11 protein-coding genes and 1 tRNA gene are annotated in these 13176 nt (G+C 71.9%); 4 read left to right on the forward strand and 8 right to left on the reverse strand.

The window, feature by feature from the left end:
* Position 1: 1 nt before the first annotated feature.
* The 6 genes from AB0D49_RS32225 to AB0D49_RS32250 form a co-directional block, all read right to left on the reverse strand.
* A complete protein-coding gene (locus AB0D49_RS32225) occupies positions 2 to 1741 on the reverse strand; it encodes an RNase A-like domain-containing protein (RefSeq protein ID WP_362764396.1) in 1740 nt (579 codons plus the stop codon).
* On the reverse strand, positions 1741 to 2052 hold the full coding sequence (locus AB0D49_RS32230) for a WXG100 family type VII secretion target (RefSeq protein WP_362764399.1): 312 nt from the start codon (positions 2050 to 2052) through the stop codon (positions 1741 to 1743). Before AB0D49_RS32230 ends, AB0D49_RS32225 begins: the two co-directional genes overlap by 1 nt.
* 21 nt (positions 2053 to 2073) lie before the next feature.
* The gene (locus AB0D49_RS32235) at positions 2074 to 2484 is read right to left on the reverse strand and encodes a WXG100 family type VII secretion target (protein WP_362764402.1); all 411 of its coding nucleotides are present in this window, start codon (positions 2482 to 2484) and stop codon (positions 2074 to 2076) included.
* Positions 2485 to 2549: 65 nt separating this feature from the next.
* Entirely contained in the window at positions 2550 to 4883 is a 2334-nt protein-coding gene (locus AB0D49_RS32240) for a hypothetical protein (protein ID WP_362764405.1), read from the reverse strand.
* An 11-nt stretch (positions 4884 to 4894) separates the two neighbouring features.
* Positions 4895 to 4966 (reverse strand) — tRNA-Ser (locus AB0D49_RS32245).
* A gap of 152 nt (positions 4967 to 5118) precedes the next feature.
* The gene (locus tag AB0D49_RS32250; protein ID WP_362764408.1) at positions 5119 to 6015 is read right to left on the reverse strand and encodes a D-alanyl-D-alanine carboxypeptidase; all 897 of its coding nucleotides are present in this window, start codon (positions 6013 to 6015) and stop codon (positions 5119 to 5121) included.
* 267 nt (positions 6016 to 6282) lie between these two features.
* Between AB0D49_RS32250 and AB0D49_RS32255 the strand changes: the two genes are divergently transcribed.
* Together AB0D49_RS32255 and AB0D49_RS32260 are read left to right on the forward strand one after the other, a co-directional pair.
* Complete coding sequence (locus AB0D49_RS32255; protein WP_362764676.1) at positions 6283 to 6921, forward strand: GntR family transcriptional regulator; 639 nt, start codon at positions 6283 to 6285, stop codon at positions 6919 to 6921.
* Between the two features lie 242 nt (positions 6922 to 7163).
* Positions 7164 to 8444 (forward strand): MFS transporter, encoded by a 1281-nt coding sequence (locus tag AB0D49_RS32260; protein ID WP_362764679.1) that lies wholly within the window; start codon positions 7164 to 7166, stop codon positions 8442 to 8444.
* 72 nt (positions 8445 to 8516) lie between these two features.
* On the opposite strand, the gene AB0D49_RS32265 is transcribed toward AB0D49_RS32260, so the two are convergent.
* Positions 8517 to 9341 carry a maleylpyruvate isomerase family mycothiol-dependent enzyme gene (locus AB0D49_RS32265; RefSeq protein ID WP_362764411.1) on the reverse strand — a complete coding sequence of 275 codons (825 nt, stop codon included), beginning with the start codon at positions 9339 to 9341 and terminating at the stop codon, positions 8517 to 8519.
* Between the two features lie 215 nt (positions 9342 to 9556).
* Here AB0D49_RS32265 and AB0D49_RS32270 point away from each other — a divergent pair, with 215 nt between their 5' ends.
* Positions 9557 to 10468: a carbon-nitrogen family hydrolase gene (locus tag AB0D49_RS32270; protein ID WP_362764414.1), complete on the forward strand. Its 912-nt coding sequence runs from the start codon at positions 9557 to 9559 to the stop codon at positions 10466 to 10468.
* A gap of 109 nt (positions 10469 to 10577) precedes the next feature.
* Here the strand turns inward: AB0D49_RS32270 and AB0D49_RS32275 are convergent, their stop codons facing one another.
* Complete coding sequence (locus AB0D49_RS32275) at positions 10578 to 11072, reverse strand: LURP-one-related family protein (protein ID WP_362764417.1); 495 nt, start codon at positions 11070 to 11072, stop codon at positions 10578 to 10580.
* A 132-nt stretch (positions 11073 to 11204) separates the two neighbouring features.
* On the opposite strand from AB0D49_RS32275, the gene AB0D49_RS32280 reads away from it, so the two are divergent.
* Positions 11205 to 13112 (forward strand): NHL domain-containing thioredoxin family protein, encoded by a 1908-nt coding sequence (locus tag AB0D49_RS32280; RefSeq protein ID WP_362764419.1) that lies wholly within the window; start codon positions 11205 to 11207, stop codon positions 13110 to 13112.
* Positions 13113 to 13176: the final 64 nt, after the last annotated feature.

Raw genomic sequence — 13176 nt, forward strand, 5'->3', positions numbered from 1 at the left:
GTCAGAGCGCCGGCATGGAGGTCAGCACGACAAAGGGCGGGTCAAGGCGGGAATCGTACTTCAGCCGGGTATTGATGTTCGTCGTGTCGATGGGTATCGCGTTCATTCCGCCTTGCTTGTATCCGGTGTTCGGGTTCTGTGGGTCGTAAGGCTGCTTGGTGACACTCGTGCCGGTGATCTCGCCTTGGGGACCGGGGCCGGTCAACGGTATGACGTCGCCGGTCGGCGGTGGGCCGTCCAGCCATGCCCTGATCTCGGCGGAATGCTGATCGATGTTGTACTGCGTGAGCCGCTGGGCGCTTTCCAGGTCCGTGAAACTGGACGCCCCCGCGATCTTGGGTTTGTTGTGCGGCCAGGCGGCGGTCGGTGGATCGGACTGGTCGCGCAGCCGCTGGGCCAGTTGTTCGGGGGTCTTCCCGACGTGCTTGTCCAGGGTGTGGCTGTCCAGCATCCATTCGCTGTTCGCGAGATTGACCCGGTAGACGCCGTTGGTCGTGTCCTCGGGGTTGGTCCACTGGTGCTCGGTCCTGAATTCGTTCAGTGCCCGAGCGCCGAACGCCGCCGCTCGGGCCTCCTCCGCGTGGAAGGTGGGGGCGCTCAGTCTGGCCTCTTCCAAGGGGGGCTTCAGGGCGCGGAATTGCGGGGTGAGCGCGTTGACTCGCGTGTTGTACGCCTCGACGACCGCGTTCAGCGCGGCCGTGTCGAGATTGAGGGTGATCGACGCGCCCACCTCGGCCCCGGCGGAGAAGAGTCCTGAGAGGAACTTGCCGGCGGCCTTGGCCCCTTCCTTGACATCGTCCAGGCCGATCCCGTCGCTGAGATCGATCTGCCCCACGGCGTCTCGCACGGCTTCCACATAGATGTCCCAGACCTTCCCGTTCAGGTCCACCGCCGCTTCGGCGAAATCCCGCAGGAGATCGCTGATCTTCTTCGCGCTGTCGAAGAGGACCGTCATGACGGGGTGGGTGGCGGTCGGGCTGGAGGCGCTGTCGTGCCGCCACTGGTAGGTGGCGCCGGGGTCCTGTTTCGCCCATGCCGTGGTGCCCCACAACGAGCTGCAGAACTGCCGCATGGCGTTGTACCACTCGCTGTCGCTCTGCTGGGTGATGCCGTTCATCAGACCCGTCAGCCCGCTCTCCGTCATGGAGAGCGACAGGGTCGTGTCCGCCCATGCCTGGGAGAGGGAGTTCAGATGGTGCTGGTGCGGGAACGGGTAGACCTCGGCGACCTTCCCCCAGCGGAAGGCGTGCTCCAACAGCGGCCGGATGACCTGCCACAGCACATCGGGGACGAATTCCAGCAGGGTACGGATGAAACCGTCCCCGCCGTCGTCGTCACCCCAGCGCAGATCGGGCACCGGGCCGTAGGACGGGGCCTTCTCGATGACCTGGGGCGGTGGCTGGACGGAGGGCTGTGTCTTTCCGGAAGCGTCGGTGGCGGCTTCGGCCCGCGCATAGGTGTTGGCGGTGGTGGCGAAACCGACGGCCGCACCGCCGATGGCCTCCACCGACTTGGCCCAGACCTCAAGAAAGAGAGTGCCGATCTCGACGTACGCGCGGGCGAAGTCCTGTGCCGCCGTGCCGTAGCCACCGGCGTCCGGAAAGCGCTGCAATTCCGTGAGCAGGTCCTTGGCGGCGCTGTCGAAAGGCTTCTGCTGAGCGGCGAAACCACCGGCCACCTGGTGCAATTGAGAGGGCGTCACATCGATGTTCCCGCCCGGCGTCGGGGACGCCGTCGTCATCAGGTCGCCCCCCAGCCGCGCAGGACCGCCTGGTTCGCCGCGGTGTAGTTGGCGTGGCCGTTGGTGACGTACTCGTGGAGGCGGCGTTGGGCTGCCTGGAGGTCAGCGGCGGAGCGGTCCCAGTCGTCGAGTTTGTCGACGAAGATGTCGCGGGCCTCGCCCTGCCAGGACAGGACGACCGGGACGGCACGGTCGTACAGGTCCCCCAGCTGGGTGTTGAGCTGTCGGAGGATGTCCTCCAGTTCGGCGGTGAGGTCCTGGAGGGTGGCGAAGGAGACGGATATGTGGTCGTCGCCGGGCGCGGTCGGCATGGGTCGGGTCCCCCAGGGTCGTCAGAACGAGTCGAGGTTGCTGCGGGGAGCCGGTTCCGTGTGCGGCGTCGACAGCTTGTCCACCTCGCCGCCGATGTCCACCTGGATCGCCCGCATCCGCCGGACCACCTCCCACTCGTCCGCGCTGAACCCGTCCCGGCTCAGCCGGACCGCCTCCTCCAACTGCCGCATCACTTCACGGATGCGTACGGCGTCCTCGGCGGCGGCCCGGTGGAACGCGCGGTACGCGGTCGCCGCCGGGCCCTGCCAGCCCGCCTCGACCCGGTCGACCAGCGTGTCCATCCGCCGTACCTGACGGTCCAGATGGCTCTGCATGGCGTCCAGGTCATGGGCGAGTCTCGTCAGATCCTCGCTTGACACCGCCAGATCCGGGGACCGTCCCTGCCCCGATGCCGTCCCGTCGCCGTTCATGCCGCCGTCTCCCCCCGTGCCGTCCGTCCCGTCCGGCCCGTGATCACCTTGCCGGTGCAACCATCCTATGAACGGGAGTTCACGGACGACCCCCCTGCCAGCCAATGTCCGTCCGTGCTCCAGCCCAGCAGGCTGCGGCCCTCGCCCTCGTCCGGGGTGCCGCCCGCCAGGGTCTGGCGGAGGCCGGTGAGGGCGGGGGCCAGGGCGCGGGGGGCCGTGCGCCGCATGTGGTGCAGGGCCGTGGTCTGTTCGGCCGGGGTGGAGAGGGAGAGGTAGTAGATCAACTGGCGCCAGGCGTACGCGGTGTCCTTGATCGTGGGGAGGGGGCGGACGGCGGTGGGGACCCGGGACGCCAGCCGGTGGACGACCTCGAAGGCGCGGTGGGCGAGATCCGGCCAGCCGCCGGGCGGGGCGACGCCCGCGCGGGCGGTGAGGACGGCCAGGTTGTGCGTGGTGAGGATCTGCGCCTGCTCGATGATCTTTCCGTTGGCCGCCACCGAGGTGGCCCGGCGCTTGCGCGGTCGCTCGGCGCCCGCCGGGGCGCCCAGGCTGCCCCAGGCCGCCGCCTCGGCCCGCGTCCGGCACAGGTCCGCGAACGCGGCGGACGTCTCCCGGCCGTGCCCGGTCCGTGCGCCCGCCGCCTCCTTGATCGCCGCGTTGCGCAGGGCCCGGTAGTCGATCGCGTAGTACCGCTCGTAGAGGGACCCGGTGAGCTGTTCCGCCGCCACCCGGGCCGCCACCATGAACTTCGGGCTGAACGCGCCCATGAAGATGTCCGCCGCCAGCTCCTCCACCAGCGGCGCCCCGAGATCGGCCGCGCGGGCGAGCACGGACAGCTCACGGACCAGCGGGTTGGGCAGCACCGTGCCCGGGAACGCGGTGACGGCCAGCGTGGCGAGGTCGCGCAGGGCCGCCGCCGGGATGTCCGGGACCGCCTCGGCGCTCCGCGCGTCGGCCACCGCGCGTACCCAGGGCAGTTCCTCCACCCGCACCTGGCGTGCCAGGTGGAGCAGCAGCAGGGAGCGGCGGTTGCGGAAGGCGCGGTAGGTGGCGGTGGACAGGGTGCGCAGCGCCGGGTCGGGGTACGCCAGCGCGGTGGTCGCCGCGACGACCTGCGGGACCAGCTCCGCCAGCACCTCCGCCGACGGCACAAGACCCCGTTCCACCAGCGTCGCGAGCGGCGCGCTCAGCGCCGACTCCACCGGGCGGCGCAGCCGCGCCGGGATCGCGGCCCCGGGCGGCAGCCCGGTCGCCGCGCCCTCGGTGTCCGTCACCGGGGTGAGCAGCGCCGCCGGGTCCTGGACGCCCGACTCCCCGGGCAGCGCGGACAGCCGGCGCACGAGGAGCCGGGCCAGGTCCCGGTGGGCGGGCAGCGCCGCCTGGGCCGCCTGCTCCCGGCGCAGGGCGCTGTGCTCCGCCGAACCCGGCAGCCCCCGGCGCCGCACCATCGCCGGTACGGCGGCCCGCAGCAGCCCCCGTTCCCGCGGCGGCACCCGGCGTCCGTCCGCCGCCTTCTCCAGTGCCGTACGCAGGATCCACAGGTTCTCGCCGCGTCTGCGGTGCTTGGCGCAGTAGGTGTGCCGGGCCGCCAGCTCGCGGTAGCGGGCCAGCAGCAGCGTGCCCCGGCGCCGCCAGTCCGCGTCGGGCTGCCGCGCCAGCACCTCGCCGTCCCGGGTGGTCTCCAGCCAGTGCGTGAGCAGGTCGTCCGCGAACGGCGCCCACACGGTGAGCGCCTCGCGCTGGGTCTCCACCGCCGTGTTCACCGGGCGCCCGTCGAGCGCCCGCGCCGCCTCCTGGACCGTCGACCGGTGCACGGACCCGGCGTCCGGCGCCGGGACGTCCGCCGGGCGCGGGGTGAACCGCAGCCGGTTCGCGAACGGGGCCAGCTCCGCCACCAGGTCCAGCGCCGCGTCCGTCCGCCCGGCGCGCGCCAGCCACGCCACCGTCAGCAGCGCCGCCTCCTCCGGCACGGCGACCTCGTAGCGCCCGCTGTCCAGCAGCGCGCCGAGTTCCGTGAGACCGGGCTCGGTCAGGAAGTACGCGAACAGCGCGCCGCGCTCCGCCCGTGTCCCGGCCCGCCGCGCGGCCCGGGTCTCGTACGGCTGGAGCGGGCCGCCCGCGACCGGGGCGCCGGTGGCGAAGCCGCCCCGGACCACCTCCGGGGTGACCCAGGCGGGCAGTCCGGCGACCGGGGTGCGCGAGCCGATGAGCAGGGAGCCGTCGGCCATTCCGGCCAGCACCGACCGCCAGGCGCGGCCCTTGCGTTCCGCGCGGTGCCGGGTGTCGGCGTCGGGATGGGCGCGGGCGGTCTCCAGCGCCCTGGCCAACTGGCCGTAGCCGTAGCCGGGGTCCACCGTGACCGGTGTCATGTGCTGCTGCTGCTCAGCGTCCTCGTCCATAGCGTCCATAGCCGACGTGGCGGGTTCCGCCCCCGCGTCCCCCGGGTCTCAAGCCCGGTGCTCTGCTGCTGAGCTACACGTCGTCGGTGTCCGGCATCCGGTGTCCGGTGCCGATGTCCGGTGCTGCTGACGCTAGAGGTCGAACCAGGGGGCGACCAACCCATTTAGAACGGGGACCTGTCGCCGTCGTGGCGACAGGTCCCCGGGTGCCTTCGCGGCCGGTCGTCGACGGCCGTCAGAGCACCGCGAAGCCGTAGTTCATCAGCTTCTTCGCGTCCGTCTCGCGCTGCGCGGAGGACGTGGAGGTCAGGACCGTGCCGATGACGGTCTTGCCGTTGCGGGTCGCGGCGAAGACCAGGCAGTACTTGGCCTGGGTGCCGGAGCCGGTCTTGACCCCGATCGCGCCGCTGTAGTTGCTCAGCAGATTGTTGGTGTTGGTCCACGTGTAGTAGCGGTAGCCGCCGCTCTTCGTGGTCACCTTCTGCTTGGTGGACTTGGTCTTGACGAGCGCGCGGAACGTGCTGCTCTTCATCGCGTTGCTGGCCAGCTTGGTCAGGTCGCGCGGCGTGGAGTAGTTCGAGCCGTTGCTGATGCCGTCGAACGAGTCGAACTTGGTGTTGGTCATGCCGAGCTGCCGGGCCGTGGTGTTCATCTTGCCGATGAACGACTTCACCCGGGCCGCCCGCGTCGAGCCGCTGCCGAACTTGTCGGCGAGCGCGTACGCCGCGTCGCAGCCGGACGGCAGCATCAGCCCGTAGAGCAGCTGGCGGACGGTGACCTTGTCGCCCACGATCAGCCGGGCGGAGGAGGCGTTGTTGGCGACGATGTAGTCGCTGTACGTCTTCTGGACCGTGACCTTGGCGTCCAGGTTGAGGTTCGGCTGCGACAGGACCACCTTGGCGGTCATGATCTTCGTCGTGGAGCCGGTGGCGCGCCTGGTGTCGCCGGCCTTGGTGTAGAGCGTCTTGCCGGTGGCGTTGTTCATCACGTAGCCGCCGAGGGCCGCGATGGTGGGCTTGGTGACGGCCTGCGCGGGGGCCGCGGAGAAGGCTCCGGCCGCGAGCATCGCGCCAGTGGTCACGGCGACCGCGGCGGCTCTGCGAATCCTGGTGCCCTGAATGCCGGTTTTCAAGAGAAATACCCCGATGAAAGTCGAATTCCCCTGTTATGCGACCCGGAATGGAGAGGGGAAGAAAAAGGGCCGCACGTGTGTGACTCCTGGGAGTGGAGGATGGTTGCACCCGGAATGAAGATTTCCTGAGACTCCCTCAGGGGTCCGCATCCTGGACGGGGCTCCCTGATGCGTACGTGTTGTATCTATCCTGTCGGCATGTCGCCCGCCCTGTCGTCCCCCCTGTCGTCCGTCGCCATGTCCGAGGAGCAGTCCCCGCCGCAGCGGATGAAACAGCCGCCCGCCGCCGACCGCGTGTACGCCCATGTGAAACAGGGCGTCCTGGAGCGGCGCTACGAGGGCGGCGCGCTGCTCACCGAGGGCGAACTCGCCGAGGCCGTAGGGGTGTCCCGCACCCCGGTGCGCGAGGCGCTGCTCCGGCTGGAGGCCGAGGGGCTCATCAAGCTCTACCCGAAGAAGGGCGCCCTGGTCCTGCCGGTCTCCGCGCAGGAGATCGCGGACGTGGTGGAGACCCGGCTGCTGGTCGAGGAGCACGCCGCCCGCAAGGCCGTGCCCGCCCCGCCCGGACTGATCGAGCGCCTCTCCGAACTCCTCGACCGGCAGCGGGCGCAGGCGGAGGCCGGGGACCTCACCGCCGCCGCCGTCACGGACCGCTGCTTCCACGCCGAGATCGTGCGCAGCGGCGGGAACGAGATCCTGTCCCGGCTCTACGACCAACTCCGCGACCGGCAGCTGCGGATGGGCGTCGCCGTCATGTACTCCCACCCCGACCGGATCGCCAAGACCCTCACCGAGCACGCCGAGATCCTGGACGCGCTGCGCTCCGGCGACGCCGAGGCGGCCGTCGCGGTGGTGCACCGGCACGTGGGGTGGTTCTCCCACCTGGCGCGGGGTGAGGTGCGGTGAGCGACGGGTCCGGGTCGAGTCCGGGGGCGGGGTCCGGCTCCGGCGGCGGTTCCGGGAGCGGTTGCGGCTCCGGTGGCGGTTCGGGGAGCGGTTCCAGCGCCGGTGGCGGTTCGGGGAGAGGATCCGGCTCCGGGTCGGGGTCGTCGTCCTCCGGGCCACCCTCCGGGTCCGGGTCGTCGTCCTCCGGGCCACCCTCCGGGTCCGGGTCGTCGTCCTCCGGTCCACCCTCCGGTGGGGGATTCCTGCCCGGTGACCCGCCGGGCGGCCGGCGCGCGCTCGCCGTGTGGTGCACGGGCGTCGCCGTCTACTTCGTCGCCGTCATCTTCCGTACGTCGCTGGGTGTGGCCGGGCTCGACGCCGCCGAGCGGTTCGAGGTGAACGCGTCCGCCCTGTCGACGTTCTCCATACTCCAGCTCCTGGTCTACGCCGGGATGCAGATACCCGTCGGCCTGCTGGTCGACCGGCTCGGCACCAAGAAGGTGCTGACCATCGGCGCCGTCCTGTTCACCGCCGGACAGCTCGGCTTCGCGTTCTCCCCCTCCTACGGCACGGCCCTCGCCTCCCGCGCCCTGCTCGGCTGCGGTGACGCCATGACCTTCATCAGTGTGCTGCGGCTCGGCAGCCGCTGGTTCCCCGCCCGCCGCGGGCCCCTGATAGCGCAGCTCGCCGGACTGGTCGGCATGGCGGGCAACCTGGTCTCCACCCTCGCCCTCGCCCCGCTGCTGCACGGCATCGGCTGGACCGCCGCGTTCGCCGGGAGCGCGGTCGCCGGGGTCGTCGTCCTCGTCCTGCTGCTGCTCTTCCTCAAGGACCACCCCGAGGGGCACGAGCCCGAGCCCGCCCCGCATCTGGGCGCCGCGTACGTCCGCCGCCAGATCGCCGCGTCCTGGCGGGAGCCCGGCACCCGGCTGGGGCTGTGGGTGCACTTCACCTCGCAGTTCCCCGCCATGATCTTCCTGCTGCTGTGGGGACTGCCGTTCCTGGTCGAGGCGCAGGGGCTGACCCGGGGCTCGGCGGGCGCGCTGCTGACCCTGGTGGTGCTCTCCAACATGGCCGTCGGACTGGTCTACGGCCAGATCGTCGCCCGGCACCACGGCGCCCGGCTGCCGCTCGCCCTCGGCACGGTCGGTGCGACGGCCGTGATGTGGGCGGTCACCCTGGTCTGGCCCGGCACACAGGCCCCGCTGTGGCTGCTGATCGTGCTGTGCGCGGTGCTCGGCGCGTGCGGACCGGCGTCGATGATCGGCTTCGACTTCGCCCGCCCGGCGAATCCGCCCGAGCGCCAGGGCACCGCCTCCGGGATCACGAACATGGGCGGCTTCGTCGCCTCCATGACGACGCTGTTCGCGGTCGGAGTGCTGCTCGACGCCTCCGGCGGGAACTACGGCATCGCGTTCTCCGCCGTGTTCGTGCTCCAGGCGCTGGGCGTGAGCCAGATGCTGCGGCTACGGCGGCGGGTGGCGCGCAGGGAGCGGGAGCGGCTGGTGGCGAGCCGGGTGTCGTCGGTGCACGTGCCTGTGTGAGGTGCGGGGACCCGCCCCTGACCGTCCTGGGCCGCCCTACGGCGTGACCCGCCCTGCGGCGTGACCCGTCCCCTACGGCGTGACCGTGAAGTGGCGCAGGATCGCCGCCGTCAGCTTCGGGTCGCCCTCCAGCTTCAGCCGGTCCGCGACCGCCTCCGCCGAGACCCGGCCGCAGGCCAGCAGCACATAGGTCTCCCAGTCGAGCGCGAGGGTCGCGGCCGGGCCCAGCGCGGGCGCGGTCTCCAGCGTGCCCCGGCCCTGGATGTCGACCCGGATGGTGCGCAGGAACTCGATCGGCCCGTTCACATCGATGACGATCGCCGAGCTGCGCGGCGCGTCCGCCTTCCCGGCGACGATCTCCGGCAGCGCGGCCAGCAGCACATCCCGGGCGACATGGGCGCCGGGCGAGTCGAGATTGCCGGGGGCGCCGAGCGTGGCCCGCAGATCCTGCTCGTGCACCCACATGTCGAAGGCGTGGCCGCGCATCGACTCCTCAAGGGTCAGCTCCGCGCCGAGCGGTCCACGCACCTTGGTGCCCGGGTCGCGCGACTCGTTGCGCAGCTGGCGGTTGCGGCGGATGACCGTGTACTCCAGTTCGGCGGTCATCTCCGGGGAGGTGTGGTGGCGCCGGACGTCGACCTGCATCTCCATGTACCGCTGGTGGTCGTTGGTGACATGGAACAGGTCGCGCGGCAGGGTGTGGATCGGCCGCGGGTCACCCAGCATCTCGTTGTTCAGACCGATGACGTGGGACACGATGTCCCGGACGGACCAGCCGGGGCAGGGGGTGCGACGGTTCCAGTCGGCCTCCACGAGCGGCTGCACCAGCTCGGTTATCGCTTCGATGGAGTGGGTCCAGGCGTCGGCGTAGGGCTGGAGGGTGGGATGCAGACTCACGGAACGGGACCCCTCGGCGGTCGTGTCACGGGCAGGTGGTGGCGGCATTGCCAGTGGGAGGTGGCTGTCGGCGGCGTCTCGGTCTCCCTCGGTCCGTTGCTGGGCTCGAACCGGGGAGGACCCCCAAGTTACGCTGCTGGGAGGCAGCCCGGCAGTGCTTTCGTGTGACGATCGTAGGCCCGAGTGGACGGCTCGAATGCCAGGACGGTGGTAGTGTGCGCGCCTCTCTCCTCCAGATGGCTATAGACGAGGGCGAATCGGTCGATTCGCGTAGGGAGCGGGTTTCCGCGCTGGTCAGAGCGGAGGCGGGGGCCGCGGACCTGGTGGTGCTGCCCGAGCTGTGGACCACCGGGGCGTTCGCCTTCGAGGAGTTCGGCCGGGCGGCCGAGCCGCTGACCGGACCCACGTACCAGGCGATGGCCGAGGCGGCGGCGGACGCCGGGGTGTGGCTGCACGCGGGGTCGATCCCCGAGTGGGATCCCGCGCCGGGCGGCACCTCCGGGGACGCCGGGGGCGATGCCGAGGGCGATGGCGGGGACGATGGCGGGGACGGCGGGGTCGCAGCCCGGGACGGCGGGGACGCTGCCCGGGACGACGGGGGCACGCTCTACAACACCTCGCTCGTCTTCTCCCCCTCCGGTGAGCTGGCCGCGGCCTACCGCAAGATCCATCGCTTCGGGTTCGACAAGGGCGAGGCCGTGCTGATGGGGGCCGGGCGGGAGCTGGTGACCGTACGGCTGCCGGAGACCGTGATCGGGGTGGCCACCTGTTATGACCTCCGTTTCCCTGAGCTGTTCCGTGGGCTGGTGGACGCCGGGGCCGAGACCCTGGTGATTCCGGCGGGCTGGCCGGAGCGGCGGCGGGGACACTGGACGCTGCTGGCCCAGGCGCGGGCGGTGGAGAACCAGGCGTTCGTCCTCGCGTGTGGAACGGCTGGTACGCACGCGGGAGTTCCCCAGGCCGGTCACTCGATCGTGGTCGGCCCCTGGGGGGACGTCCTCGCGGAGGCCGGGGGTGGAGAAGAGGTGCTCCGGGTGGAGTTCGACCCGGCGGCGGTCGCCCGGACCCGGGAGCAGTTCCCGGCGCTGAAGGACCGGGTGCTGGGGGTGGCGGCGCCGGGGCGGTGAGTCTCCGCCGCCCGGTCTCGACGCGGGGGCGGAGCCGCCGACCCGCTCCAAAGCCCCCGTCCCCTCGATTCCCCGCCCCCTAAATCCACACCCCTTGAATCCCGTCCCCTCAGTCCCCGCCCCGCTCCCTGTCCGCCAGCTGGATGACACACACCGTCACCGCGATCAGCAGCGCCGGGTCGGCGTCCTCGCGGACCACGTCCACCCCGTACGTCTCCCGGACCCGCAGATAGCGGCGGGAGATGACGGCGAGCAGCTCACCGTCGTACTCGATGGCGAACTCGCGGTCCAGGATCTTGCCGCTGACGTCGAGTTCCGTACCGTCGGTCAGGGCGACCCGGTAGTGGTTGCGCAGCAGGGAGAGGCGTTTGCGGCGGATGCGGGCGAGCGGCTGGCCGTCACGCTCGATGACCATGGTGTCCCGCAGCGCGAGCATCTTCTGCCGGATGTCGATCAGCACCCGCCCCTGCGGGTCCTTCAGCTCGAACGTGTCCCGCAGCCGCATCGCCTTCCCGTCGACCAGGAACGCCTTCTGACCCCGGTCGTCCTCGATCCAGTAGTCGTCGCCGATACCGAGCAGCCGTTCGCGTACGAGGAATCTCATGCGTGACGGGTTCCCCCGCCACCGGTCCGAAACGCCCGCGATAGGCCGACGGGCTGACACCTGTCCGCGCGGCTTGACCTGCCTGTCGTACGGCCGTGACCGGCGTTCACACCCGGATGGCAAGCTGGACACATGAACGACGCCGCTGCCGCCTCCCCGTCCGCCCCCGCTCCCCGCCGCCGGGCCCGGGTCCGCGCGCCCGAGCTGGTCGGCGAGGGCGGCTGGCTGAACACCGGCGGCACCGCGTACACCCTCGCCGACCTGCGCGGACGGATCGTCATCCTGGATTTCTGGACCTTCTGCTGCATCAACTGTCTGCATGTCCTGGACGAGTTGCGGGAGCTGGAGGAGAAGCATCCGGACACGGTCGTGGTGATCGGGGTGCACTCGCCGAAGTTCGTGCACGAGGCCGAGCACGCGGCCGTGGTGGACGCCGTGGAGCGGTACGGCGTGGCGCATCCGGTGCTGGACGACCCCCGGCTGACCACCTGGAAGCAGTACGCGGTGCGGGCCTGGCCGACGCTGGTGGTGATCGACCCGGAGGGGTACGTCGTCGCCCAGCACGCCGGTGAGGGGCATGTGCACGCCATCGAGCGGCTGGTCGCGGAGCTGGAGGCCGAGCACACGGCCAAGGGCACCCTGCGGCGCGGGGACGGCCCGTACGTCGCCCCGGAACCGGAGCCGACCGTGCTGCGCTTCCCCGGCAAGGCGCTGCCGCTGCCCGGCGGGACGTTCCTGGTCAGCGACACGACCCGGCATCAGCTGGTGGAGCTGGCGGCGGACGGCGAGAGCGTGCTGCGCCGGATCGGCGACGGCACGCGCGGGCTCGCCGACGGCCCCGCCGACCACGCCCGCTTCCAGGAGCCGCAGGGTCTGGCGCCGCTGCCCGACGGGACGGTCGTCGTCGCCGACACCGTCAATCACGCGCTGCGCCGCTTCGACCCCGCGACCGGCGAGGTCACCACCCTCGCCGGGACCGGCCGCCAGTGGATGCAGGGCGATCCGGCCGCGGGCCCGGCGCGCGAGGTCAGCCTGTCCTCGCCGTGGGACGTGGCCTGGTGGCGGGACCGGGTGTGGATCGCGATGGCGGGCGTCCACCAGCTGTGGGCGTACGACCCGGCCGACGCGACGGTCACGGTCACCGCCGGGACCACCAACGAGGGGCTGCACGACGGGCCGGGCGCCGAGGCGTGGTTCGCCCAGCCGTCGGGCCTCGCGGCGACCGAGGACCGGCTGTGGCTCGCCGACGCCGAGACCAGCGCCCTGCGCTGGGTGGACCCGGACGGCTCCGTGCACACCGCCGTCGGCACCGGTCTGTTCGACTTCGGCCACCGGGACGGCCCCGCCGGGCAGGCGCTGTTCCAGCATCCGCTGGGCGTCACCGCGCTGCCGGACGGCTCGGTCGCCGTCGCCGACACCTACAACCACGCGCTGCGCCGTTACGACCCCGCGACCGGCGAGGTCACCACCCTGGCGACCGATCTGCGCGAGCCCAGCGACGCGGTGCTGGACGGCACGGACATCGTGGTCGTCGAGTCAGCGCGGCACCGGCTGACCCGGCTGCGGCTGCCGGAGGAGGCGGTCCGCGTGGAGTCCGTCGCCCACCGCACCGCGCGCGCCGCGACGGATGTGGCGCCGGGCGCGCTCCGGCTGGATGTGATCTTCCAGGCGCCGCCCGGTCAGAAGCTCGACACCCGCTACGGCCCCTCGACCCGGCTGCTGGTCTCCTCGACCCCGCCCGGACTGCTGCTCAAGGGCGAGGGCGCCGACACCGCGCTGACCCGGGACCTGGAGCTGGACCCGGCCGTGCCGGAGGGGGTCCTGCATGTCTCCGCGATGGCCGCGTCCTGCGACGACGACCCCGCGAACCCTTACCCCGCCTGCCATGTCCACCAGCAGGACTGGGGCGTCCCGGTCCTGCTGGTGGAGGGCGGCGCGGCGCGGCTGCCGCTGGTGCTGGCGGGGCTGGACGACACGGGCGACACAGGTGACACAGAGGGCATGGGCGGCGCGGGCGACACGGAGGCCGGGGGGAGCTGAGATCGGCTCCGCGGGACCGGGCGCCGGGTGCCGGGCGCCGGGTGGGGTACGTACGGGGGAGCCC

Origin of the sequence: Streptomyces sp. NPDC048290 (genome assembly GCF_040652095.1) — a bacterium.
GTDB lineage: Bacteria > Actinomycetota > Actinomycetes > Streptomycetales > Streptomycetaceae > Streptomyces.